The organism is Pseudomonas sp. TCU-HL1 (assembly GCF_001708505.1).
GTDB lineage: Bacteria > Pseudomonadota > Gammaproteobacteria > Pseudomonadales > Pseudomonadaceae > Metapseudomonas.
The window spans coordinates 1,159,155-1,181,344 of record NZ_CP015992.1 but is presented as its reverse complement, the minus strand read 5'-3'; the positions used below and the strand labels follow the sequence as shown (position 1 = coordinate 1,181,344).

The 22,190-nt window shown below is 62.5% G+C and carries 26 protein-coding genes; 15 read left to right on the top strand and 11 right to left on the bottom strand.

Annotation, left to right across the window (positions count from 1 at the left end; genetic code table 11):
• The first annotated feature begins 116 nt into the window (after nucleotides 1-116).
• The 4 genes from THL1_RS05460 (at nucleotide 117) to tnpC (ending at nucleotide 4,793) form a co-directional block, all read left to right on the top strand.
• Nucleotides 117-2,168: a TonB-dependent siderophore receptor gene (locus THL1_RS05460; RefSeq protein ID WP_069086419.1), complete on the top strand. Its 2,052-nt coding sequence runs from the start codon at nucleotides 117-119 to the stop codon at nucleotides 2,166-2,168.
• 11 nt (nucleotides 2,169-2,179) lie between these two features.
• On the top strand, nucleotides 2,180-2,839 hold the full coding sequence (locus THL1_RS05455; protein WP_083245828.1) for a DUF4198 domain-containing protein: 660 nt from the start codon (nucleotides 2,180-2,182) through the stop codon (nucleotides 2,837-2,839).
• A 78-nt stretch (nucleotides 2,840-2,917) separates the two neighbouring features.
• Nucleotides 2,918-3,274, top strand: a complete 357-nt coding sequence (gene tnpB, locus THL1_RS05450; protein WP_003449170.1) for an IS66 family insertion sequence element accessory protein TnpB — start codon at nucleotides 2,918-2,920, stop codon at nucleotides 3,272-3,274.
• Nucleotides 3,275-3,293: 19 nt separating this feature from the next.
• Nucleotides 3,294-4,793: an IS66 family transposase gene (tnpC, locus tag THL1_RS05445; protein ID WP_083245827.1), complete on the top strand. Its 1,500-nt coding sequence runs from the start codon at nucleotides 3,294-3,296 to the stop codon at nucleotides 4,791-4,793.
• 186 nt (nucleotides 4,794-4,979) lie between these two features.
• Here tnpC and hisC read toward each other — a convergent pair whose 3' ends face one another.
• The 10 genes from hisC to THL1_RS05395 form a co-directional block, all read right to left on the bottom strand.
• Nucleotides 4,980-6,032, bottom strand: coding sequence for a histidinol-phosphate transaminase (hisC, locus tag THL1_RS05440; RefSeq protein WP_069082307.1), 1,053 nt, complete (start codon nucleotides 6,030-6,032; stop codon nucleotides 4,980-4,982).
• Nucleotides 6,033-6,034: 2 nt separating this feature from the next.
• Entirely contained in the window at nucleotides 6,035-7,348 is a 1,314-nt protein-coding gene (gene hisD, locus THL1_RS05435) for a histidinol dehydrogenase (RefSeq protein WP_069082306.1), read from the bottom strand.
• A gap of 122 nt (nucleotides 7,349-7,470) precedes the next feature.
• Complete coding sequence (gene hisG, locus THL1_RS05430; RefSeq protein WP_069082305.1) at nucleotides 7,471-8,106, bottom strand: ATP phosphoribosyltransferase; 636 nt, start codon at nucleotides 8,104-8,106, stop codon at nucleotides 7,471-7,473.
• A 90-nt stretch (nucleotides 8,107-8,196) separates the two neighbouring features.
• The gene (gene murA / locus THL1_RS05425; protein ID WP_069082304.1) at nucleotides 8,197-9,462 is read right to left on the bottom strand and encodes a UDP-N-acetylglucosamine 1-carboxyvinyltransferase; all 1,266 of its coding nucleotides are present in this window, start codon (nucleotides 9,460-9,462) and stop codon (nucleotides 8,197-8,199) included.
• Nucleotides 9,463-9,482: 20 nt separating this feature from the next.
• Nucleotides 9,483-9,722: a BolA family protein gene (locus THL1_RS05420; protein WP_016490974.1), complete on the bottom strand. Its 240-nt coding sequence runs from the start codon at nucleotides 9,720-9,722 to the stop codon at nucleotides 9,483-9,485.
• A 109-nt stretch (nucleotides 9,723-9,831) separates the two neighbouring features.
• A complete protein-coding gene (locus THL1_RS05415; RefSeq protein WP_069082303.1) occupies nucleotides 9,832-10,140 on the bottom strand; it encodes an STAS domain-containing protein in 309 nt (102 codons plus the stop codon).
• Nucleotides 10,137-10,781 (bottom strand): MlaC/ttg2D family ABC transporter substrate-binding protein, encoded by a 645-nt coding sequence (locus tag THL1_RS05410; RefSeq protein ID WP_069082302.1) that lies wholly within the window; start codon nucleotides 10,779-10,781, stop codon nucleotides 10,137-10,139. The genes THL1_RS05415 and THL1_RS05410 overlap by 4 nt, the downstream gene beginning before the upstream one ends.
• 11 nt (nucleotides 10,782-10,792) lie before the next feature.
• Nucleotides 10,793-11,260 (bottom strand): outer membrane lipid asymmetry maintenance protein MlaD, encoded by a 468-nt coding sequence (gene mlaD / locus THL1_RS05405; protein ID WP_069082301.1) that lies wholly within the window; start codon nucleotides 11,258-11,260, stop codon nucleotides 10,793-10,795.
• Nucleotides 11,260-12,057, bottom strand: coding sequence for a lipid asymmetry maintenance ABC transporter permease subunit MlaE (gene mlaE, locus THL1_RS05400; RefSeq protein WP_069082300.1), 798 nt, complete (start codon nucleotides 12,055-12,057; stop codon nucleotides 11,260-11,262). The genes mlaD and mlaE overlap by 1 nt, the downstream gene beginning before the upstream one ends.
• Nucleotides 12,057-12,866: an ATP-binding cassette domain-containing protein gene (locus THL1_RS05395; protein ID WP_069082299.1), complete on the bottom strand. Its 810-nt coding sequence runs from the start codon at nucleotides 12,864-12,866 to the stop codon at nucleotides 12,057-12,059. The genes mlaE and THL1_RS05395 overlap by 1 nt, the downstream gene beginning before the upstream one ends.
• Before the next feature lie 231 nt (nucleotides 12,867-13,097).
• On the opposite strand from THL1_RS05395, the gene THL1_RS05390 reads away from it, so the two are divergent.
• From THL1_RS05390 to THL1_RS05345, 10 genes are all read left to right on the top strand, one after another.
• Entirely contained in the window at nucleotides 13,098-14,072 is a 975-nt protein-coding gene (locus THL1_RS05390; RefSeq protein WP_069082298.1) for a KpsF/GutQ family sugar-phosphate isomerase, read from the top strand.
• A complete protein-coding gene (locus THL1_RS05385; RefSeq protein WP_069082297.1) occupies nucleotides 14,072-14,596 on the top strand; it encodes a KdsC family phosphatase in 525 nt (174 codons plus the stop codon). The genes THL1_RS05390 and THL1_RS05385 overlap by 1 nt, the downstream gene beginning before the upstream one ends.
• Before the next feature lie 9 nt (nucleotides 14,597-14,605).
• Complete coding sequence (gene lptC, locus THL1_RS05380) at nucleotides 14,606-15,175, top strand: LPS export ABC transporter periplasmic protein LptC (protein WP_069082296.1); 570 nt, start codon at nucleotides 14,606-14,608, stop codon at nucleotides 15,173-15,175.
• Entirely contained in the window at nucleotides 15,162-15,698 is a 537-nt protein-coding gene (gene lptA / locus THL1_RS05375; RefSeq protein WP_069082295.1) for a lipopolysaccharide transport periplasmic protein LptA, read from the top strand. The genes lptC and lptA overlap by 14 nt, the downstream gene beginning before the upstream one ends.
• On the top strand, nucleotides 15,698-16,423 hold the full coding sequence (lptB, locus tag THL1_RS05370) for an LPS export ABC transporter ATP-binding protein (protein ID WP_069082294.1): 726 nt from the start codon (nucleotides 15,698-15,700) through the stop codon (nucleotides 16,421-16,423). The genes lptA and lptB overlap by 1 nt, the downstream gene beginning before the upstream one ends.
• A 148-nt stretch (nucleotides 16,424-16,571) precedes the next feature.
• Nucleotides 16,572-18,068 (top strand): RNA polymerase factor sigma-54, encoded by a 1,497-nt coding sequence (locus THL1_RS05365; RefSeq protein WP_069082293.1) that lies wholly within the window; start codon nucleotides 16,572-16,574, stop codon nucleotides 18,066-18,068.
• An 85-nt stretch (nucleotides 18,069-18,153) separates the two neighbouring features.
• The gene (gene hpf, locus THL1_RS05360) at nucleotides 18,154-18,462 is read left to right on the top strand and encodes a ribosome hibernation-promoting factor, HPF/YfiA family (RefSeq protein ID WP_028628496.1); all 309 of its coding nucleotides are present in this window, start codon (nucleotides 18,154-18,156) and stop codon (nucleotides 18,460-18,462) included.
• Between the two features lie 16 nt (nucleotides 18,463-18,478).
• The gene (gene ptsN, locus THL1_RS05355; protein ID WP_069082292.1) at nucleotides 18,479-18,943 is read left to right on the top strand and encodes a PTS IIA-like nitrogen regulatory protein PtsN; all 465 of its coding nucleotides are present in this window, start codon (nucleotides 18,479-18,481) and stop codon (nucleotides 18,941-18,943) included.
• 9 nt (nucleotides 18,944-18,952) lie between these two features.
• Nucleotides 18,953-19,810: an RNase adapter RapZ gene (gene rapZ / locus THL1_RS05350; protein ID WP_069082291.1), complete on the top strand. Its 858-nt coding sequence runs from the start codon at nucleotides 18,953-18,955 to the stop codon at nucleotides 19,808-19,810.
• Nucleotides 19,811-19,826: 16 nt separating this feature from the next.
• Entirely contained in the window at nucleotides 19,827-20,099 is a 273-nt protein-coding gene (locus THL1_RS05345) for an HPr family phosphocarrier protein (RefSeq protein WP_069082290.1), read from the top strand.
• A 67-nt stretch (nucleotides 20,100-20,166) separates the two neighbouring features.
• On the opposite strand, the gene pmbA is transcribed toward THL1_RS05345, so the two are convergent.
• Nucleotides 20,167-21,513, bottom strand: coding sequence for a metalloprotease PmbA (gene pmbA / locus THL1_RS05340; protein ID WP_069082289.1), 1,347 nt, complete (start codon nucleotides 21,511-21,513; stop codon nucleotides 20,167-20,169).
• 144 nt (nucleotides 21,514-21,657) lie between these two features.
• On the opposite strand from pmbA, the gene yjgA reads away from it, so the two are divergent.
• Complete coding sequence (gene yjgA / locus THL1_RS05335) at nucleotides 21,658-22,179, top strand: ribosome biogenesis factor YjgA (protein WP_069082288.1); 522 nt, start codon at nucleotides 21,658-21,660, stop codon at nucleotides 22,177-22,179.
• Nucleotides 22,180-22,190 lie beyond the last annotated feature (11 nt).

The following is a 22,190-nucleotide window of genomic DNA, read 5'->3' as shown; positions in this document are numbered from 1 at the left end:
TCCAAGCAGATTCCGATACTGGACAGGAACAATTCTCACCTCGCAAAATGCTATGTTATTACATAAGCAGCGAGACCATCCGATGCCCTCCCGTCATCTTGCGCCTGCTGAGCCTCATGGGTGAAGCCGCAGCCGCCGAAACCGCTCTCCCCTTGTTGCTCGATGACATCCAGATCGACAGCCGCCGCCAGGAAATCGCCGACGGCCCAGTGCAGGGTTATCGCGCTACCCGTTCGGCCAGCGCCACTCGCACCGATACCGATATCCGCGACATTCCCCAGGCCATCAGCGTCGTCCCGGCGCAGGCCCTGGAGGATCTGGAAATCACTCGCCTCGATCGCGCCCTGGACTTCGCCGGTGGCGTATCGCGGCAGAACAACTTTGGTGGCCTGACCTTCCTCTCCTACAGCATTCGCGGCTTCACCACCGGTGAGCTGTACAAGAACGGCTTCGCCATCAACCGCGGCAGCTACAGTTCGCCCGATGCCTCCGGTATCGAGCGCATCGAAGTACTCAAGGGCCCCGCCGCCAGCCTCTATGGTCGCGGCGATCCGGGTGGCACGGTGAACATCGTGACCAAGAAACCGCAAACCGAAACCTTCTCCCAGTTCAAGGCCAGCGCAGGAAGCTGGGACCGCTATCGCGCCAGCCTGGACGTCAATGCTCCCCTCGACGACGAAGACAAACTGCTATCTCGCATCAACCTGGCCACAGAAGACAACGGCAGCTTCCGTGACCATGTCGACAACCAGCGCCTGCTTGTCAGCCCTTCGCTGAGTTGGCAACTGAACCCCGATACCCGCCTGCTGCTGGAGGCCGAATTCGTCCAACACGACTCGGTGTTCGATCGCGGTATCCCGGCGGTGAACGGCGAGATGGGCTCGGTCAAACGCTCCACCTTCCTCGGCGAGCCCAATGACGGCGATATCCGCAACCGCAACCAGATGCTTCAGGCCAGCCTGGAGCATAAGCTCGATGACAACTGGAAGCTGCGCCTGGCCAACCACTATGCCCAGGGCCACCTGCACGGCGACGCGTCGGAGAGCTCACGGTTGATCGGCACGCAGGTCAGTCGCTTTTATCGCCAGCGCGACTTCGAATGGAATGACAGCATCACCCAACTGGAACTGCACGGGTTCTTCGAGACGGGAAACTGGCTGCATCAGCCGCTCATCGGGCTGGAATACGAGAACTACCGCAATAGCCAGAGCTACCCGCAGAGCCTCGCGTCGCTGGCCTACGGGCAGGGCATCTACAAGCCGGTGTACGGCAAGCCCAAGCCGGCCCTGGTCAACCCAAATGATTTCTTCGAGCAAGTGGAAAGCCGCGCATTCAACCTCCAGGACCAGGTCGATTTCGGGGGCGGCTGGAAAGGCGTGATCGGAGCCCGCTTCGAGCATTTCGAACAGATCGCGCTGAACCGTACCACCAACGCGAACAATCGCCAGGACAAGGACAACCTGACCCTGCGCAGTGGCGTGCTGTATCAGCTGACGCCGGAAGTCGGGCTCTTCGCCAACGCGGCCAGCTCGGTCAAACCCAACACCATCAGCAGCCAGGGTACGGTCTTCGAACCGGAGAAGGGTCTGGGCAAGGAAGCGGGCGTCAAACTGGACCTGCTGGACGGCCGCCTGGGTGCCACCGTCGCCGTTTTCCACATCGACAAGGAAAACGTGCTCACGGCCGACCCGAACAATCCCGGACAGAACATTGCCGCCGGACAAGCCCGCAGCCAGGGCCTGGACCTGCAAGTCAGCGGCCAACTGAGCGATGCCGTACGCGTCATCGGCGCCTATGCCTACATCAACGCCGAGGTCACCCGGGACAACGTGCTTCCCGAAGGCAGTCGCCTGCTGGGCGTACCCGAACATAGCGCAAGCCTGATGGCCGTGTACGAACTCCAGAACGGACGGTTGCGCGGCTCGGACGCTGGGGCGGCCCTCAACCATGTCGGTGATCGCTCAGGCCAGGCGGGCACCGAGTTCGAGCTGCCCGGCTACGCGACCCTCGACCTCCTCGCGCACTACAAAGCCAGCGAACACGTCACCCTCGGCTTGAACCTGAACAACCTCTTCGACCGCAAGTACTACGACCGCTCCTACAACAGCGTCTGGGTCATGCCGGGCGAGCCACGCAACCTCAGCCTCAACCTCACCCTCGACCTCTGAAAGGAATCTTCATGCGACTGAATAAGCGCTTGCTCGCCACCCCCCTGCTCATCGCCCTCGTCACCAGCAACGTCCAGGCCCACGGTCTGTGGACCGAACAACGGCGCGGCAACGTCGAAGTGATCTATGGCCACGGCGCCGAGGACGACGCCTTCAGGGCCGAAAAGGTCAGCGGCGCCTGGGCTTACGACGGCCTGGGCCGGATGATTCCGGTGACCGTCGAACGCCTCGTCGACCATGCCCGGCTCAAGCCACTGAAAACGCCGGCGACCCTGGCGGTCGCCCTGGACAACGGCCCCTGGTCACAGACCGCCGACAAGCAGTGGATCAATCAGGGGCTGCAGCAAGTACCTGCGGCCATCGCCTCCATCCACACCTGGAAATACAGCCTGGCCATCTACCAACCCGGCGCACATCTGCCCGAACTCAAGCGAATTCGCCTGGCAATAGTGCCGGAAGCCGACCCGCTGGAAATCGGACCGGGTAAGCCGCTGCCGGTCAGGGTCCTGCTGGATGGCAAGCCGGCGGCGGGCGTCGAACTGATCGGTGACTACCGGGGAGAGCCTGATGCCGTGAGCGCCACGACCGATGCCGAAGGCCGCGCCAAGGTGATGGTGCGTAATGCCGGGCTGAACATCATCGCCGCGCAGGTCACCCTGGATAGACCGTAAGCGCTCCATGAACCCCACCTTCAACTGAACGATCCGCTTGCGGATGCTGGGCTCCCGTTTTCCCAGTGGAGCCCCGTCATGATGCGTCCGGACGCCAAGGTCAAAGCCGTCTACCTCTATCCGAAACCCGTCGACTTCCGGAAGTCCATTGATGGTCTGGCGGCCTTGGTGGAGCTGGATATCAAGGTGGCCGTGTTCGACCCGGTGTTGTTCGTCTTCCTCAACAAAACACGCAACCGGGTGAAGATCCTCTATTGGGAACGCAATGGCTTTTGCCTGTGGCTCAAGCGCCTGCAGGCCGAGCGTTTCAAGACCAAGCCTGATGCTGAAGAGCCCATCGTGTTGACGGTGCGGGAACTGAATCAGTTGCTGGCAGGATTCGACCTCTGGGGGAACCAGCCACACAAGGTGCTGACCCCGCGTTTTGTGAGCTGAGTCGGTATAATCCGGCGCCATGAAATCTGGCGCAGACTCCCTTCCCGACGATCCCGTCCTGCTCAAGGCCTTGGTTCTGCAATTGCAGGAACAGGTTGCTCTGCTGCGCCACAAACTGTTCTCGCCAAAGTCCGAGCGTAGCCCCGAGGATGCCGACTCCCCTCAGTTGGCCATGTTCAACGAGGCTGAGGAGTTGCTCGAAGAACCTGCTGGCGGATCGGGTGAAGCCGAAGAAGTCGTCGCCCCAGTGAAACGACGTGGCAAGCGCAAGCCCCTCCCGGCTGACTTGCCGCGCGTTGAAATCATCCATGAACTGCCCGAGCACGAGTTGACCTGTGCCTGCGGCGCCTGCAAGCAGGTGATCGGCGAGGAGACCAGCGAGCAATTGGAGATCATCCCGATGCAGGTACGGGTGATCCGCCATATCCGCAAAACCTACGCCTGCAAAGCCTGCGAAAGCGCTCCGGTCACGGCCGACAAGCCGGCCCAACTGATCGAGAAAAGTGTGGCCAGCCCTAGCGTGCTGGCCATGCTGCTGACCACCAAGTACGCCGATGGCATCCCGCTGTATCGCTTCGAGAGGATGCTCAGCCGCCACGGCCTCGACATCCCCCGCCAGACCCTGGCGCGCTGGGTGATCCAGTCTGGCGAGCAGTTGCAGCCCCTGCTCAACCTCATGCGCGACCAGTTGCTGGGCTACCCGGTGTTGCACTGCGACGAAACCCGGCTGCAGGTACTGCACGAACCCGGGCGCGATCCCACCGCGCAGTCCTGGATGTGGGTACAGAGCGGCGGCCCGCCGGAGAAACCCGTCGTCCTCTTCGACTACAGCACCAGCCGCGCGCAGGAGGTGCCGTTGCGCCTGCTCGCCGGCTATCGCGGCTACCTGATGACCGACGACTATGCCGGCTACAACGCCGTGGCCGCGCAAGACGGCATCGAGCGCCTGGCCTGCTGGGCTCACGCTCGACGCAAATTCATCGAGGCACAGACGGTGCAGCCCAAGGGCAAGATCGGGCGCGCCGACATGGCCTTGAACCTGATCAACCAGCTGTACGGCATCGAGCGCGATCACAAGGACAGCGGCAACCTGGAACGTCACGCCGCACGACAGCAGCGCAGCCGGCCCCTCCTGGAACAGCTCAAGGCCTGGCTGGACAAGACCCAGCCACAGGTCGCCGCGCAGAATGCCCTGGGCAAGGCGGTGAACTACCTGGCCAGCAACTGGAGCCGGCTCGTGCGCTATGTCGAAGGCGGGCATCTGCCCATCGACAACAACCGTGCCGAGAACGCCATCCGTCCTTTCGTGATCGGCCGCAAGAACTGGCTGTTCAGCGACACGCCCAAGGGCGCCACGGCCAGCGCGCAGCTCTACAGCCTGATCGAAACGGCCAAAGCCAACGGGCAAGAACCCTATGCCTGGCTGCGCCACGTCCTGGAGCGCCTGCCAACGGCCAACAGTGTCGAAGACTACGAAGCCCTGCTGCCGTGGAACTGCCCGCCGACTAGCACATCCTGATCGCGATACCCCGTCAAAGGAAGACGGGGTTTATGGAGCGGTTACGATAGACCGAACGATCCCGACGTGAAGCAACAGGGGCTGTTCAGCTCGCTGACCTTCCTCGGAACCCCACACCACGAATAGGCACCCAACAAAAAAGCCGAGGCGGTGACCCGCGCTCGGCTTTTCTCAAACGAGGAACGCTCAGAGCTTGTTCAGCGCATCCAGCAGCGCCTGGTTCTGCTCCGGCGTGCCGATGGTGATACGCAGGAACTGGGCAATGCGCTCCTGCTTGAAGTGGCGCACGATCACGCCTTGTTCACGCAGGCCAGCGGCAATGCCAGCGGCATCCTTCTGCGGATGGCGGGCGAAGACGAAGTTGGCCGCCGAGGGCAGTACCTCGAAGCCCAGCTTGCCCAGTTCAGCCACCAGCCTCTCGCGGCTGTCGATCACCTTGCGGCAGGTCTCGTCAAAATAGGCTCTGTCTTCGAAGGCAACCGCCGCACCGACAATGGCCATGCGGTCCAACGGGTAGGAGTTGAAGCTGTTCTTGATCCGCTCCAGCGCTTCGATCAGGTCCGGATGGCCTACAGCCAGGCCCACCCGCAAGCCCGCCAACGAGCGAGACTTGGACAGGGTCTGGGTCACCAGCAGGTTCGGGTAACGGTCCACCAGACTGATCGCGGTCTGCCCACCGAAGTCGATGTAGGCCTCATCCACCACCACCACGGAATCGGTGTTGGCCTGGAGCAGACGCTCGATGGCTTCCAGCGCCAGCAGGCACCCGGTGGGTGCGTTGGGGTTGGGGAAGATGATGCCGCTGTTGGGACGTGCGTAGTCCTCGACGCGGATCTGGAACTGCTCATCCAGCGGCAATGCCTCGAAGGGAATGCCGTAAAGGCCGCAGTAGACCGGATAGAAGCTGTAGGTCACGTCCGGGAACAGCAGCGGTTCGCCGTGCTGGAACAAACCATGGAACGCGTGGGCCAGCACCTCGTCCGAGCCGTTGCCGACAAAGACCTGGTTTGGCTGCACGCCGTAGTAGTCGGCGACCGCGTGCTTCAGACGGTCACTGTTCGGGTCCGGGTAGAGGCGCAGGTTCTCACCCACCTCCGCCTGCATGGCCGCAATCGCCTTCGGTGACGGACCATAGGGGTTCTCATTGGTGTTCAGCTTGACCAGTTTGGCCAGCTTGGGCTGCTCGCCTGGTACGTAGGGCACCAGATCCTTGACGAAGGGACTCCAGAACTTGCTCATGCTCACTCTCCCTTGATCCGGAATTCGGCGCTGCGTGCGTGGGCGGTCAGGGACTCGCCACGCGCCAGTACGGATGCCGTCCTGCCCAACTCGGACGCGCCATCGGCCGAACAGAAGATGATTGAAGAGCGCTTCTGGAAGTCGTACACGCCAAGCGGCGACGAGAAGCGCGCGGTGCCGGAAGTCGGCAGCACGTGGTTCGGGCCGGCGCAGTAGTCGCCCAGGGCCTCGGCGGTATAGCGGCCCATGAAGATGGCGCCGGCGTGGCGGATCTGCGGCAGCCAGGCCTGCGGATCGGCCACAGACAGCTCCAGGTGCTCGGGAGCGATGCGGTTGGCCACCTGGCAAGCCTGGGCCTGGTCGGCCACCAGGATCAGCGCGCCACGATTCTGCAGCGAGGTGCGGATGATCTCGGCGCGCTCCATGGTCGGCAGCAGCTTGTCGATACTGGCGGCCACCTTGTCGAGGAAATCGGCGTCAGGGCTGACCAGAATGGACTGGGCATCCTCGTCGTGCTCGGCCTGGGAGAACAGGTCCATGGCGATCCAGTCCGGATCGGTAGCGCCATCGCAGACCACAAGGATCTCGGACGGGCCGGCGATCATGTCGATGCCCACCTGGCCAAAGACGTGACGCTTGGCGGTGGCAACGTAGATGTTGCCCGGGCCGACGATCTTGTCCACCTGGGGCACGCTCTCGGTGCCATAGGCCAGCGCAGCCACGGCCTGGGCGCCACCGATGGTGAAGACGCGATCCACCCCGGCCACGCAAGCGGCGGCGAGGACGATTTCGTTGATCTCGCCACGGGGCGTCGGCACTACCATCACCACTTCGGTGACTCCGGCGACCTTGGCGGGAATCGCGTTCATCAGCACGGACGACGGGTAGGACGCCTTGCCGCCCGGCACGTAGAGGCCGGCGCGATCCAGTGGGGTGACCTGCTGGCCCAATACGGTGCCGTCGGCCTCGGTGTAGGTCCAGGAATCCTGCTTCTGCTTTTCGTGGTAGCTGCGCACCCGCTCGGCGGCGGTTTCCAGGGCCTTGCGCTGCTCGGCGGTGATACGCGTCAGGGCCAACTCCAGGCGCTCGCGCGGCAGGATCAGGTCAGCCATGGCAGTGGCCTGTACACCGTCGAATCGCTGGGTGAATTCGACCACGGCGGCATCACCGCGCTCGCGCACGGCCTTGATGATGTCGAGGACTCGCTGGTTGACCGCTTCGTCGGACACGCTTTCCCAGCTCAGCAGATGATCCAGGTGTCGCGCAAAATCCGGATCAGCAGCGTTGAGTCGGCGGATAGCGATAGGAGCAGTCATAGCGGGCCTCATGAATGGCAAATGCTCGGGCGCCGCTAGAGTAGCAAGCCCACCGTGCGGGCACCCGAGAATATTGGCTATGACACGGATAGGCGTGCGCGACACGGGGTCGCGCTCAGGTGTCAGCTTGGGTGTCGAGACTCGACGGCGTTGCGCAGCACTTCGATCAGCGCCTGGATGCGCGCGTGCTGCATTTTCATCGATGCCTTGTTGACGATCAGACGCGAGCTGATGGTCGCGATCAGTTCCTGGGGTTCCAGGCCATTGGCACGCAGAGTATTGCCCGTGTCGACGACGTCGATGATCTTGTCGGCCAGGCCAACCAGCGGCGCGAGCTCCATGGAACCGTAGAGCTTGATCACGTCGACCTGGCGACCCTGCTCGGCGTAGTAGCGCTTGGCGACGTTGACGAATTTGGTCGCCACACGCAGGCGCCCCTTGGGCTCCGGCACGCCAATCGCCCCGGCGGTCATCAGCTTGCAGCAGGCAATTCTCAGGTCCAGAGGCTCATACAGGCCCTGGCCACCGTACTCCATCAGCACGTCCTTGCCGGCAACGCCGAGGTCGGCCGCGCCATGCTCGACATAAGTCGGCACGTCGGTAGCACGCACGATGAGAAGACGCACATCCTCCTGGGTGGTGGGGATGATCAGCTTGCGGCTCTTGTCCGGATTCTCGGTAGGCACGATACCGGCTTCAGCGAGCAACGGCAGGGTGTCATCAAGAATTCGGCCCTTGGACAGCGCGATGGTGAGCATGAAACTGTTATTCCTTGGCTACGGCCCCTTCAGGGCCTGTTGCACGGTCGATCCATGCCGGCCCGGGGGCGGGCCGGCCGGTAAGGCGACCTAGCCCGGCACGCGACGGATCTTGGCGCCGAGTAACTGCAGTTTTTCTTCGATGCACTCGTAACCACGGTCGATGTGGTAGATGCGGTCGATCAGGGTGTCGCCTTCGGCCACCAGGCCAGCGATCACCAGGCTCGCAGAGGCCCGCAGGTCGGTCGCCATGACTGGCGCGCCCTTGAGCTTCGGTACGCCGGTGACGATGGCCGTGTTGCCTTCCACCAGGATCTGAGCGCCCATGCGGTTCATTTCGTAGACGTGCATGAAACGGTTTTCGAACACGGTCTCGATCACCGCACCAGTGCCTTCGGCCACGGCGTTCATGGAGATGAACTGGGCCTGCATATCGGTGGGGAATGCCGGGTACGGCGCGGTGCGCAAGTTGACCGCTTTCGGGCGATTGCCCTTCATGTCCAGCTCGATCCAGTTGTTACCGGTATTGATGTGGGCACCTGCCTCTTCCAGCTTCTGCAGCACGGCTTCGAGGATGGTCGGATCAGTGTCCTTGAGCTTGACGCGGCCACCAGTGGCGGCAGCAGCCACCAGGTAGGTACCGGTTTCGATACGGTCGGGCATCACGTTGTAGCGGGCGCCACCGAGACGCTTCACGCCATCGATGGTGATGGTGTCGGTGCCGGCACCCTGGATCTGCGCGCCCATGGCGATCAGGCAGTTGGCCAGATCGACCACTTCCGGCTCACGTGCAGCGTTCTGCAGCACGCTACGACCGTTGGCCAGCGCAGCAGCCATCATGATGTTTTCAGTGCCGGTCACGCTGACGGTATCGAAGAAGAAATGGGCACCGCGCAGGCCGCCGGCCGGAGCCTTGGCCTTGATGTAACCACCCTCTACATCGATCTTCGCACCCATGGCCTCGAGGCCACGGATGTGCAGGTCGACCGGGCGCGAACCAATGGCGCAACCGCCAGGCAGGGCCACTTCGGCTTCACCGAAGCGCGCCACCATCGGGCCAAGCACCAGGATGGAGGCACGCATGGTCTTGACCAACTCGTAGGGGGCCACCAGGGTCTTGATGCTGCTGGCGTCCACTTCTACGGCCAGCTTCTCGTCGATCACCGGCTGCACGCCCATGCGACCGAAGAGTTCGATCATGGTGGTGATGTCGTGCAGGTGCGGCAGGTTGGCCACTGTGACCGGAGTGTCGGCGAGCAAGGTCGCAGCCAGGATCGGCAGCGCAGAGTTCTTGGCGCCGGAAATGCGGATTTCGCCATCGAGGCGTTGACCGCCGGTAATAATCAGTTTGTCCATAGCTCTCTCGGAAGCGGGGCTCAGGAACGCTCGGCCCAGGCGGCCTGGCTGAAGAATTTCATGGTGACGGCGTGGATGCTGCCATCAGCGATCCAGGCATTCAGGTGGGCGTATACCTGCTGCTGACGCTTCACCGGACTGAGGCCGGCCAGCTCGTCGCTGATCAGGTTCAACTGGAAGTTGCAGCCTTCCCCTTCAACTTCCACCTGGGTACCTGGCAGTTTCGCCTCCAGGAGGCTTTTCACTTCTACGGCCTGCATGCTCAACCTCAATCGGCGCCCAACGCGCGCGGGTCGGCCATGATACAAAAAAGCCCTCCGCCTGCGAACCCCGCTTGTGCGGGGCCTGACGGAGGGCCGCTGGACCGGCTCAGGCCTCCAGGGGCAGTAGCTCGGTCAATCCGGATACATCGGCGATCTGTCGCATGTCTGTGGTCAGCCCACGCACCTTGACCACCTTGCCCGCAGCCTGAGCATCGCGCATGAACGCCAGCAGCAAGGCCAGGCCAACGCTGCTGGTTTTCCCAACGGCGGAGCAATCCAGTACCAGACCCGCACCATTGCTCGCGCGGATCAACTGCCTGCCGACCTCACGCAACTGCGGCCCGGTGCTGTAGTCGAGCACGCCGACCAGGCGCAGCTCGCCCGGAGCGGCCTGTTCGATACGAGCATCACTCATTGGCCGCCCGCCTGCTTGGCTTCGTCGGACAGCTTGGCCTTGGCGACCACTTCGGCCCAACCGTTGATGGTCTTGTCGAGGTCATTGCCATTGCGCTGCATGGTGTCGGCGAACTGGTCGCGGAACAGCTTGCCGATGTTGATGCCGTTGATGATCACATTGCGCAGCATCCATTGCCCATTGATGTTCACCATGGTGTAAGACACCGGGTAGATGGAGCCACTGCGCCCAGTGAGTTCCATGTTGACGCTGGCTCGCCCATCGTCACCTTCCTTGGCGTTCAACACGCGGATGTTCTGGTTGTCGTACTCCAGCAGGGCGTTGCCGTAGAACTGGATCAGGCTGCGCTTGAAGTTCTCCTGGAAGCGGACCATCTGCTCGGGAGTGGCGTTACGCGAATACTTCACGGTCATGATGCTGCGGGAAATCCCGTCGGTATCCACGACCGGACCGAGAATGCCGTTCAGGGCGTCATAAAAAGCATTCGGGTCGCTACGATATTGCTGCTTGTTGGCCTTGAGATCGGCCAGCAGCTGGTCAGTGGTTTGCTGCACCACATCGCGCGCGCTCGGCGCGGCCGTGGCCAGCAGGGGCAGGGCCGCCAGCAACACCAGCAGGCCGTTTCGCAGGGCTTTGATCATGCTTCTAATCCTCATTTCGTCTCTTTGTTGACCGTATTCAGCAGGAACTTGCCGATCAGGTCTTCCAGCACCAGGGCCGACTGTGTGTCACGGATGGTGCCGCCATCCTTGAGCAAATCCTCGTCGCCACCAACGCTGATGCCGACGTACTTCTCGCCCAGCAGACCAGCCGTGAGGATGGAAGCCGTGGAGTCCGTAGGCAGGTTGTCCACGCGCTTCTCGACTTCCATCGTGACGCGGCCCGTATAGCTGTCGCGATCCAGGTCGATAGCCGTGACCTTGCCAATGGTGACGCCGGCCATAGTCACCTTTGCTCTGACAGTCAAACCGGCAATATTGTCGAAATGCGCGTAAAGCTTGTAGGTATCGTCACTGACGCCATAGGACAGGCCGCTGACCCGCAGTGCCAGAAGCAGCAAGGCCAACAGACCGGCCAGGAGGAACAGGCCGACACCAATTTCCAAGGTGCGGATTTGCATCAGAAATCTCCAAACATCAAGGCGGTCAGGATGAAGTCCAGCCCCAGCACGGCCAGCGAGGCGTAGACCACGGTTTTAGTCGTTGCGCGGCTGATCCCCTCTGAGGTCGGCTCGCAGTCATAGCCCTGGAACACGGCGATCCAGGTCACCACGAAGGCGAATACGACGCTTTTGATCACGCCGTTGAGCACATCCTCGGTGAATTCAACACTGTTCTGCATGTTGGACCAGAAGGAGCCCTCATAGACTCCCAGCCAATCCACGGCCACCATGGCGCCGCCCCAGATGCCTACCACGCTGAAGATCATCGCCAACAGCGGCATCGAGATGAAGCCCGCCCAAAGACGCGGCGCGATGATGTATTTGAGCGGATCAACCCCGATCATCTCCAGGCTGGAGAGTTGCTCGGTGGACTTCATATTGCCGATCTCGGCTGTCAGCGCGGAGCCCGCACGACCAGCGAAAAGCAGGCCGGTCACCACGGGGCCGAGTTCGCGCAACAAGGTCAGGGCGACCATTTGGCCCACCGCCTGCTCGGATCCATAGTCGACCAGGATGTTATAGCCCTGCAGCGCCAGCACCATGCCGATGAAAACGCCGGAAACCACGATGATCGCCAGCGACAACACACCAACGGCATAAAGCTGCTTGAGCAGCAATTGGAAACCATTGCCCACGCCAGTACGGCCGAACAGCGCATGCCCCAGGAACAGGGTGGAGCGCCCCAGCGCCTCCAGCACGTCCAGACCGGAACGCCCGAGCAGGCGGATGCGCTCGAGCAAAGACTTCTTGCGCATCAGCGCTCCCCCAGCAGGTCTTGGCGGTAATCCGGCGCCGGGAAATGGAAGGGCACCGGACCGTCCGGGATGCCTTTCATGAACTGGCGGATACGCGGGTTATCGGAATTCATCAGCTCGTCCGGGGTCCCCTGCCCCAGTATCTGGGCATCACCCACTACATAGATGTAGTCGGCAATGCTCGCGGTTTCCGCCAGGTCGTGAGAGACCACGATGCTGGTGATGCCCAGCGCATCGTTGAGCAGGCGGATCAGGCGCACCAGCACACCCATGGCGATGGGGTCCTGGCCGACGAACGGTTCGTCATACATCAGAATCTGCGGATCGAGGGCGATGGCCCGGGCCAAGGCCACACGGCGCTTCATGCCGCCGGAGAGCTCGTCAGGCATCAGGTCGATGGCGCCACGCAGGCCGACGGCCTGGAGCTTCATCAGGACGATGTCCCGGATCATCTCCTCGGGCAACTGGGTATGAACCCGCAGTGGAAAGGCGACGTTCTCGAAGACATCGAGGTCAGTGAACAGGGCGCCGCTCTGGAACAACACGCCGAACTGCTTGCGCATGTCGAACAGGTCGGCCCTGGACAGCTTCGGCAGGTTCTGACCGTTGACCCAGACTTCGCCACTCGAAGGCTTGAGCTGGGCGGCGATCAGGCGCAGCAATGTAGTCTTGCCGCAGCCGGAAGGCCCCATGATGCCAGTGACCTTGCCGCGCGGAATACGGATATCGACATCCTGGAAAATGCTTCGCGTACCGCGCTTGAAGGTGACGCTCTTCAATTCGACGGCATAGGCGTTTTCGGCGCTCATCTAGACTCCTTGCGATACAGCCTCCCTGAAAGACGTCGCGCCCCGATTCAAGGACACCCCGCCCAGGACGGGCCGAACAGGGCGCGAACTATATCACCGCGCAGTGGCGCCCCCCAAGGCCGCGCCAGCGGTTGTTCAGCTTTGCGACAGCTTCCACGGCAATGACGCGTGAGCTAAATCGCCTTTATCGCTATAATCCCGACCTTTTCCTTCGGCAACTGCACGCCCTCCATGAGCCAATCCAGCGATCTGATCAAGTCCGCACAACGCACTATCCAGCTCGAACGCGAGGCGATCGACGACCTTCTGCTGCGTATCGACGCCGATTTCGTCCGCGCCTGCGAGCTCATCCTGGCCTGCAAGGGGCGCGTTGTCGTGGTGGGAATGGGCAAATCAGGCCACGTCGGCAAGAAGATTGCCGCGACCCTGGCCAGCACCGGCACCCCGTCCTTCTTCGTCCATCCGGCCGAAGCCAGTCATGGCGACATGGGCATGATCACTCGCGAAGACGTGGTGCTGGCACTGTCCAACTCCGGCTCGACCGCCGAGATCGTCACCCTGCTGCCCTTGATCAAGCGCCTCGGGATCACCCTGGTCAGCCTCACCGGCAACCCGGACTCGCCCCTGGCCAAGGCCGCAGCCGCCAATCTGGACGCCCGCGTGGCCCAGGAAGCCTGCCCCCTCAACCTCGCCCCCACCTCGTCCACCACCGCCGCCCTGGTACTGGGCGACGCCCTGGCCATTGCCCTGCTGGAGGCCCGCGGTTTCACCGCTGAAGACTTCGCCTTCTCCCATCCGGGCGGCGCGCTGGGTCGACGCCTGCTGCTCAAGGTCGAGAACATCATGCATGGCGGCAACAGCCTGCCCAGCGTCACCCGTGGTACCCCCCTGCGCGAAGCGTTGCTGGAAATGACCCGCAAGGGCCTCGGCATGACCGCTGTAATCGAGAGCGATGGCCGCCTCGCTGGCATCTTCACCGACGGCGATCTGCGCCGCACCCTGGACAAGGCTGTCGATTTCCGCCTGGCCAGCATCGACGACGTCATGACCGTCCACGGCAAGACCGTGCGCCCGGACATGCTCGCCGCTGAAGCCCTGAAGATCATGGACGACCACAAGATCAACGTGCTGGTGGTGGTCGACGAAGACGACCGCCCCATCGGCGCCCTGCACATCCACGACATGACCCGCGCCGGAGTGATCTGATGAGTAACGAACTCCTTGCCCGCGCCAAGGCCGTTCGCCTGGCCGTGTTCGACGTCGACGGCGTGCTGACCGACGGCCGCCTCTATTTCCTGCCTGGCGGCGGTGAATTCAAGACCTTCAACACCCTCGACGGCCAGGGCATCAAGATGCTGATGAACGCCGGCGTACGTACCGCCATTATCAGCGGCCGCCAATCCGAAGTGGTCGAGCGCCGCGCGCAGAACCTGGGCATCCAGCACCTGTTCCAGGGCCGCGAAGACAAACTGGTCGTGCTCGATGGCCTGCTCTCCGAGCTTGGCCTGACCCATGACCAGGTGGCCTATCTCGGCGACGACCTGCCCGACCTGCCGGTGATCCGTCGCGTCGGCCTCGGCATGGCCGTGGCCAATGCCGATGCTTTCGTCCGCCAGCATGCCCATGGCGTCACCCAGGCCCGCGGCGGCGAGGGGGCGGCGCGCGAGTTCTGCGAGTTCATCCTGCGTGCCCAGGGCTGCCTGGAAGCGGCGCAAGCCACTTATCTCTGAGGTCAGAACATGCCCAAGTATCTTCGCCTGGCACTGATCCTGACACCCATCGCGGCGCTGCTGATCGCCCTTGGCTACTGGAATATCCGCCCGGAAAGTTTCATGGACCGGACGCCTGCCCTGGGCAATGACAATGCCATCGACTTCTACGTGGAAAATGGCAAGAGCACCCAGTTCCAGCCCGACGGCAAGCTCCATTACGAAATGACCGCCAAGCGCCTCGAACACATCAAGGCCACCGATGTCACATTGCTGACCAGCCCTGATCTGCTGCTGCACCGCGGCACGGCTTACCCGTGGCACGTGCAGAGCGAGCGTGGCGAAGTCGGCCCCGAAGGCAAGCAGGTCGAATTGATCGATAAGGTCAAGGTTGCCCGCACTGATGCCAAGGGCCGTCCGACTATCCTGACTACCAGCCGCCTGACCGTGTTTCCCGATGAGGAATATGCGCAGACTCAGCAAGCCGTTAGAATCGACGCGGCCAATGGGGTGACCACGGCACAAGGAATGAAAGCGTACTTGAATGACGGCAGGATGCTCCTGCTGTCCAACGTAAGAGGCCAGCATGAGGTTCGTTAATACCCTCCCCCTGTTGCTCAGCCTGGGCACCGCACTCGGAAGTGCTGCCGCCTGGGCGCTGCCCACGGACCGCGAGCAACCGATCCGCGTCCAGGCCGACAGCGCCGAGCTCGATGACAAACAGGGCGTCGCGGTCTATCGCGGCAGCGTGGTGATCACCCAGGGCACCCTGAAAATCACTGGCGACACCGTCACCATCACCCAGGATGCAAACGGCGATGTCGAGGTCTTCACCTCGGTCGGCAAGCCTGCGTACTACGAGCAGAAGCCCGCGGAAGACAAGGAAATCGTCAAGGCCTATGGCCTGACCATCCAGTACTTCGCCGCCAACGAGCGCATCATCCTGCTCGACCAAGCCAAGGTGATCCAGGAAGGCAATACCTTCGAAGGCGAGAAGATCGTCTACGACACCCAGCGCCAGATCGTTAATGCAGGCCGCGCCACCGGCGCCAATGTCAGCACTCCGCGTCCGCGGATCGACATGGTCATCCAGCCGAAGAAGAAAGAGCAGAAAGCACAGTAATGGCGACTCTCAAAGCCCAGCACCTGGCCAAGAGCTACAAGAGCCGCCAGGTGGTACGCGACGTCAGCCTGTCGATCGACAGCGGTCAGATCGTCGGCCTTCTCGGCCCCAACGGCGCGGGCAAGACCACCTGCTTCTACATGATCGTCGGCCTGGTCAAGGCCGACCAGGGCCGCGTCCTGATCGACCAGCAGGATGTCACCCACCAGCCCATGCACGGCCGTGCCCGCGCCGGCATCGGCTACTTGCCGCAGGAAGCTTCGATCTTCCGCAAGCTCAGCGTGGCGGACAACATCATGGCCATCCTCGAGACCCGCAAGGACCTCGACCGGGCCGAACGCCGCAAGGAGCTGGAAAGCCTGCTGCAGGAGTTCCACATCAGCCACATTCGCGACAGCCTCGGCATGAGCCTCTCGGGCGGTGAACGCCGCCGCGTGGAGATTGCCCGCGCCCTGGCCACCGCGCCCAAATTCATCCTGCTGGACGAACCCTTCGCGGGTGTGGACCCGATTTCCGTCGGCGACATCAAACAGATCATCCACCACCTCAAGGCCAAGGGAATCGGTGTGCTCATCACCGACCACAACGTCCGCGAGACCCTCGACATCTGCGAAACCGCCTACATTGTCAGTGACGGACAACTGATCGCCGAAGGCGATGCCGAAGCCATCCTGGCCAACCAATTGGTGAAGGAAGTCTACCTGGGCCACGAGTTCCGCCTGTAGTCACCCGCGCTTTCGCCTACGAGACGGGTTGCGGGACCTAGGAAAATCCTTCAAGGTCAGGCATATAATTTGCTTCCTGGTGGCGCTTCCGGCGCCCTGTAGTGGATGGCGCGTGAGCGCCGGCGAATAAGGTGCTAAGCCCTCTGCCATGAAACCATCGCTAGTCCTCAAGATGGGCCAGCAGCTGACGATGACCCCGCAGCTGCAACAGGCCATCCGCCTACTCCAACTCTCCACCCTGGACCTCCAGCAGGAAATCCAGGAAGCGCTGGAGTCGAACCCTATGCTGGAGCGGCAGGAGGATGGCGACGACTTCGACACCTCCGACCCGATGGCCGAAGGCGACCAACTGCCCAACCCCGGCAGCCAGGAAGTGAGCTTCCAGGAGTCCAGCGTCGAGTCCAATGCCGAGGCCATGGAAGATGGCGAATGGCACGAACGCATCCCCAGCGAGCTCCCTGTCGATACCGCCTGGGAAGACGTCTACCAGACCAGCGCCAGCAGTCTGCCGAGCAACGACGATGACGAGTGGGACTTCACCTCGCGCACTTCGGTCGGCGAGAGCCTGCAGAGCCACCTGCTCTGGCAGCTCAACCTGGCACCCATGTCCGATACCGACCGCCTGATCGCGGTCACCCTCATCGACTGCATCAACAACGACGGCTACCTCGAAGAGTCCCTGACCGAAGTCGCCGACGCCTTCGATCCGGAACTTGGCATCGAGCTGGATGAAATCGAAGTCGTGCTGCACCGCATCCAGCAGTTCGAGCCCGCCGGCATCGGAGCCCGCGACCTGCGCGAATGCCTAATCCTGCAGCTGCGCCAATTGCCCCCGAGTACGCCCTGGTTGAGCGAAGCCCTGCGCCTGGCCGGCGACTACCTGGACCTGCTCGGCAGCCGCGATTACAGCCAACTGATGCGGCGCATGAAGGTCAAGGAAGACGAACTGCGTCAGATCATCGAACTGATCCAGGCCCTCAACCCGCGCCCCGGATCGCAGATCGAAGCCAGTGAGCCCGAGTACGTGGTTCCGGACGTCATCGTCCGCAAGCACAACGAACGCTGGCTCGTCGAACTGAACCAGGAAGCGGTGCCGCGCCTGCGGGTCAACCCGCACTATGCCGGCTTCGTCCGTCGCGCAGACTCCAGCGCCGACAACACCTTCATGCGCAATCAGTTGCAGGAAGCGCGCTGGTTCATCAAGAGCCTGCAAAGCCGCAACGAAACGCTGATGAAAGTCGCCACCCAGATCGTCGAGCACCAGCGCGGCTTCCTGGAATACGGCGAAGAGGCGATGAAGCCCCTGGTGTTGCACGACATCGCCGAAGCCGTTGGCATGCACGAGTCCACCATCTCGCGCGTGACCACGCAGAAATACATGCACACGCCCCGTGGAATCTACGAGCTGAAGTACTTCTTCTCCAGCCACGTCAGTACCTCGGAAGGCGGCGAATGCTCGTCTACCGCGATCCGCGCCATCCTCAAGAAACTGGTCGCAGCGGAAAATCCGAAAAAGCCGTTGAGCGACAGCAAGATCGCTGGTTTACTGGAAGCACAGGGCATTCAAGTGGCCCGTCGTACAGTAGCCAAGTATCGCGAGTCCCTGGGGATAGCCCCTTCCAGCGAACGAAAGCGACTGATGTGACGCGGAAATTGACCCACGCCAAAGTGTTCCGGTGGCAGGCCCGTTAGCCTGTCTCTATATACACGGGCAATAAGGAGAAAGCGGTATGCAAGTCAACATCAGTGGACATCAACTGGATGTGACCGACGCCCTGCGCGATTATGTCGGCGAGAAACTTGGCCGACTGGAGCGCCACTTCGACAAGATCACCAATGTGCAAGTCATCATGGAGGTCGAGAAGCTGAAGCAGAAAATCGAAGCCACCTTGCACATCGCCGGCGGGGAGGTCGTGGCCAATGCGGAACATGAAGACATGTACGCCGCCATCGACCTGCTCACTGACAAACTCGACCGCCAACTGATCAAACACAAGGAAAAGCAGTTGAATCGCCAGCAGGGCGCCACGGCCCGCTGACACTCTTCCCCTCCCTATGATTCGACTCGAGCAAATCCTGACCCCCGGCCGTTCCCTGGTGAACGTGCCGGGAGGCAGCAAGAAACGCGTTCTGGAACAGATCGCCAAGCTGGTCGCCCGTGACCTTCCCGACCTCGACAACCAGGACATCTTCGAAAGCCTGGTATCGCGGGAGAAGCTCGGCTCTACCGGCTTCGGCAATGGCATCGCCATCCCCCACTGTCGCCTCACCGGCTGCACTTCGCCCATCAGCGCAGTGCTCCGGCTCGACGCCCCCGTCGATTTCGACGCCATCGACGGCGCCCCGGTTGACCTCCTGTTCGTCCTCCTGGTCCCGGAAGCCGCCACCGATGAGCACCTTGAACTGCTCCGCCAGATCGCCAGCATGCTCGACCGCAGCGATGTGCGCGAGCGACTGCGCCAGGCTCCCGACAGCACCAGCCTCTACCAGGTGGTCGTGGACGTGCAGAGCGGACGCTAGGGCTCCTGCATGCGCCTGATCATCGTCAGCGGCCGCTCCGGGTCGGGCAAGAGCACCGCCCTCGACGTACTCGAGGACCACGGTTTCTACTGCATCGACAACCTGCCGGCCGGCCTGCTTCCCGAGCTGGCCGAGAAGGCCTTGCTGCACACCGAACTGATAGAGCCCAAGGTTGCCGTCTCCATCGACGCGCGCAACCTGCCCAGCCAGCTACAGCGCTTTCCCGAACTCCTCGTGGAAGCGCGCAATCGCCATATCAAGTGCGATGTGCTGTACCTCGATGCCGAGCACGACACCCTGCTCAAGCGATTCTCCGAAACGCGTCGGCGCCACCCGCTGACCAATGACAATCGCTCCCTCGCCGAGGCCATTCGCGACGAAGAGGTCCTGCTGGCCCCTATCGCCGATCTCGCCGACCTGAAGATCGACACGACGCATCTCAACCTCTATCAACTGCGCGACAGCATCAAGTTGCGCCTGCTGAACCAGCCAGAGCCCGGTACGGCGTTCCTGATAGAGTCGTTCGGCTTCAAGCGCGGTATGCCTGTGGATGCCGACCTGGTATTCGACGTGCGCTGCCTGCCCAACCCTTACTGGAAACCTGAGCTGCGCGAACACTCAGGGCTGGAACCGGCCGTCGCCGAGTACCTCGCCGCCCAGCCGGATGTCGAGGAGATGTATCAGGATATCCTCGGCTACCTGAGCAAATGGCTACCGCGCTTCGCCGCCAGCAACCGCGCCTATGTCACCATCGCCATCGGCTGTACCGGTGGGCACCACCGCTCGGTGTACATCGCCGAACGTCTCGGCTCGACCCTGAAACCCAGTTTGAAGAATGTCCAGGTTCGCCACCGCGACCTCAGTTAGAAGGATTGAAAACGCGATGCCAGCCTGCGAGATCACCATCATCAACAAGCTCGGCCTGCATGCCCGTGCTGCGGCGAAGTTCGTCGGTGTGGCCGGTCGCTACCCCTGCCAGATCCGCGTGGGCCGCAACCTGCAGAGTCTTGTGGATGGCAAGAGCATCATGGCCGTGATGATGCTCGCCGCCGGCAAAGGCACTCCGATCCACCTGCACACCGAAGGCGAACAGGACGATGATGCTCTCAACGCCCTGATCGAGCTGATCAACAACAAATTCGACGAAGGCGAATGACCTCCGCCGTGCCCCAGTGAAAACGCGCCCAATCGGGCGCGTTTTTCATTTCGGGGCCAGGCAGCCTTCAGCTTCCCGCGACCGTCATCCGCTCGATCAGTACCGAGCCGGTACGGATGTTTCCGCGCAGCTCCAGATCGCCGCCAACTGCCACGATCTGGCGGAACATGTCCTTCATGTTCCCGGCAATGGTGACCTCCTGCACGGGGAACTGGATTTCGCCGTTTTCCACCCAATAGCCGGCGGCACCACGGGAATAATCACCGGTGACCATATTCAGCCCGTGCCCCATCAGTTCAGTGACCAGCAGGCCTCGTCCCATACGGCGCAGCAGCGCCGTCAGGTCTTCCTGGCCATGGCTGACGAAGAGGTTGTGCACCCCCCCCGCGTTGGCCGTGCTGGGTAGGCCCAGCTTGCGGCCGGAGTAAGTGCCAAGGACATAGGACACCAGTTCACCCTTCTCCACGAAGGGCTTGGCATAGGTGGCCAGGCCATCGTTGTCGAAGGTGGCACTGGCCATCGCACGGGGGATGTGCGGGCGCTCGTCGATGGACAGCCACTCGGGGAACAGCCGCTCGCCGAGGGCGCCTTCGAGGAAGGAAGACTTGCGGTACAGGTTGCCGCCGGAAATCGCGCCGAGGAAGCTGCCGAACAGGCCGGTGGCCAGTTCAGCGGCGAACAACACTGGTACCTCACACGTCGGCACCGGACGGGCGCCCAGTCGGGCAGCGGTGCGCTCGGCCGCGCGCCGGCCGATGCTGGCGGGATCAGCCAGCTGGCTGCCGATACGACTGACGTCGTACCAGTAGTCGCGCTGCATTTGCCCCTGGGCCTCGGCGATCATCACGCAACTCAGGCTGTGCCGGGTGCTGGCGTAGCCACCGACGAAACCATGGCTGTTGCCATAGACCCGGCAACCCTGATGGGTGTTGAGGGTCGTGCCGTCCGCCTTGCTGACGCGCTTGTCGGTCTCGAACGCGGCCGTCTCGCAGATAAGCGCCTGCTCCACCGCCTGTTCCGGCGTGATGGACCAGGGATGGAAGAGATCGAGTTCGGGCAGGTCACGGGCCATCAGTGCCGCATCGGCCAGACCGGCACATTCGTCTTCGGACGCATGCTTGGCGATGGCCAGGGCCGCGGCCACGGTCTCGCGGATCGCGTCTTCACCGCTCGCCGAGGTACTGGCCGAGCCCTTGCGCTGTCCGACATACAGCGTGATGCCGAAACCCTGGTCACGGTTGAACTCGACAGTCTCCACTTCGCCGTGGCGAACCGTGGTGGACAGTCCCTGCTCTACTGAAACAGCCACCTCGCAGCCGCTGGCGCCCTGGCGCCGGGCCTCGGCGAGGATGCGCTCGACCCGCGCCTGCAGTTCCGGCAATGCTTCCGGGCCGACCACTTCTACTTCACTCATAGCCACTCCAGTTCAAAAAATCTTGGACGCAGCGGGCGCAATGGGGCGCCTCGCCACACGTACCGCGCTCCGGCGGCGCCAGCCGGGACGGACAAGGCGGCCCCGACTGGTTATCATGGCGGCGTTTCCAACTGGACCACCCCCATGTCTGAATTCCTCGACGATGACTTCTCCGGAGAGAAGAGCAAAACCCAGGTCAAGCGCGAGCTGCATGCCCTGCAGGAGCTCGGTGAGCGCCTGACCACCTTCAAGGCCGACGTGCTGGCCAAGCTGCCGCTGACCGACGCACTGCAAAAGGCTCTGGCGGAAGCGCCGAAGCACAAGGCTCACGTTGCCCGCAAACGGCATATCCAGTACATCGGCAAGCTCATGCGCGAACAGGACATCGAGGCCATCGTCGGCCTGATCGACCAGCTCGACAGCTCCACCCGCGAGTACAACGAGCGCTTCCACGCCCTGGAGCGTTGGCGCGACCGCCTGATCGAGGGCGGCGATGCCGCCCTGGAAAGCTTTGTCGCCGACTACCCGGATACCGACCGCCAGCACCTGCGCGGCCTGATCCGTCATGCCCAGCACGAAGCAGCCCACAACAAACCGCCGGCCGCCGCGCGCAAGGTGTTCAAATACATCCGCGACCTGGACGAAGCCAAGCGCGGCTTGCGTTGATCCTTCCGGGG

Bases quoted from the DNA above. Each gene is read 5' to 3' on its own strand.
- THL1_RS05460 (WP_069086419.1), top strand. From the start codon at position 117: ATGGGTGAAGCCGCAGCCGCCGAAACCGCTCTCCCCTTGTTGCTCGAT.
- THL1_RS05455 (WP_083245828.1), top strand. From the start codon at position 2,180: ATGCGACTGAATAAGCGCTTGCTCGCCACCCCCCTGCTCATCGCCCTC.
- tnpB (WP_003449170.1), top strand. From the start codon at position 2,918: ATGATGCGTCCGGACGCCAAGGTCAAAGCCGTCTACCTCTATCCGAAA.
- tnpC (WP_083245827.1), top strand. From the start codon at position 3,294: ATGAAATCTGGCGCAGACTCCCTTCCCGACGATCCCGTCCTGCTCAAG.
- hisC (WP_069082307.1), bottom strand. From the start codon at position 6,032: ATGAGCAAGTTCTGGAGTCCCTTCGTCAAGGATCTGGTGCCCTACGTA.
- hisD (WP_069082306.1), bottom strand. From the start codon at position 7,348: ATGACTGCTCCTATCGCTATCCGCCGACTCAACGCTGCTGATCCGGAT.
- hisG (WP_069082305.1), bottom strand. From the start codon at position 8,106: ATGCTCACCATCGCGCTGTCCAAGGGCCGAATTCTTGATGACACCCTG.
- murA (WP_069082304.1), bottom strand. From the start codon at position 9,462: ATGGACAAACTGATTATTACCGGCGGTCAACGCCTCGATGGCGAAATC.
- THL1_RS05420 (WP_016490974.1), bottom strand. From the start codon at position 9,722: ATGCAGGCCGTAGAAGTGAAAAGCCTCCTGGAGGCGAAACTGCCAGGT.
- THL1_RS05415 (WP_069082303.1), bottom strand. From the start codon at position 10,140: ATGAGTGATGCTCGTATCGAACAGGCCGCTCCGGGCGAGCTGCGCCTG.
- THL1_RS05410 (WP_069082302.1), bottom strand. From the start codon at position 10,781: ATGATCAAAGCCCTGCGAAACGGCCTGCTGGTGTTGCTGGCGGCCCTG.
- mlaD (WP_069082301.1), bottom strand. From the start codon at position 11,260: ATGCAAATCCGCACCTTGGAAATTGGTGTCGGCCTGTTCCTCCTGGCC.
- mlaE (WP_069082300.1), bottom strand. From the start codon at position 12,057: ATGCGCAAGAAGTCTTTGCTCGAGCGCATCCGCCTGCTCGGGCGTTCC.
- THL1_RS05395 (WP_069082299.1), bottom strand. From the start codon at position 12,866: ATGAGCGCCGAAAACGCCTATGCCGTCGAATTGAAGAGCGTCACCTTC.
- THL1_RS05390 (WP_069082298.1), top strand. From the start codon at position 13,098: ATGAGCCAATCCAGCGATCTGATCAAGTCCGCACAACGCACTATCCAG.
- THL1_RS05385 (WP_069082297.1), top strand. From the start codon at position 14,072: ATGAGTAACGAACTCCTTGCCCGCGCCAAGGCCGTTCGCCTGGCCGTG.
- lptC (WP_069082296.1), top strand. From the start codon at position 14,606: ATGCCCAAGTATCTTCGCCTGGCACTGATCCTGACACCCATCGCGGCG.
- lptA (WP_069082295.1), top strand. From the start codon at position 15,162: ATGAGGTTCGTTAATACCCTCCCCCTGTTGCTCAGCCTGGGCACCGCA.
- lptB (WP_069082294.1), top strand. From the start codon at position 15,698: ATGGCGACTCTCAAAGCCCAGCACCTGGCCAAGAGCTACAAGAGCCGC.
- THL1_RS05365 (WP_069082293.1), top strand. From the start codon at position 16,572: ATGAAACCATCGCTAGTCCTCAAGATGGGCCAGCAGCTGACGATGACC.
- hpf (WP_028628496.1), top strand. From the start codon at position 18,154: ATGCAAGTCAACATCAGTGGACATCAACTGGATGTGACCGACGCCCTG.
- ptsN (WP_069082292.1), top strand. From the start codon at position 18,479: ATGATTCGACTCGAGCAAATCCTGACCCCCGGCCGTTCCCTGGTGAAC.
- rapZ (WP_069082291.1), top strand. From the start codon at position 18,953: ATGCGCCTGATCATCGTCAGCGGCCGCTCCGGGTCGGGCAAGAGCACC.
- THL1_RS05345 (WP_069082290.1), top strand. From the start codon at position 19,827: ATGCCAGCCTGCGAGATCACCATCATCAACAAGCTCGGCCTGCATGCC.
- pmbA (WP_069082289.1), bottom strand. From the start codon at position 21,513: ATGAGTGAAGTAGAAGTGGTCGGCCCGGAAGCATTGCCGGAACTGCAG.
- yjgA (WP_069082288.1), top strand. From the start codon at position 21,658: ATGTCTGAATTCCTCGACGATGACTTCTCCGGAGAGAAGAGCAAAACC.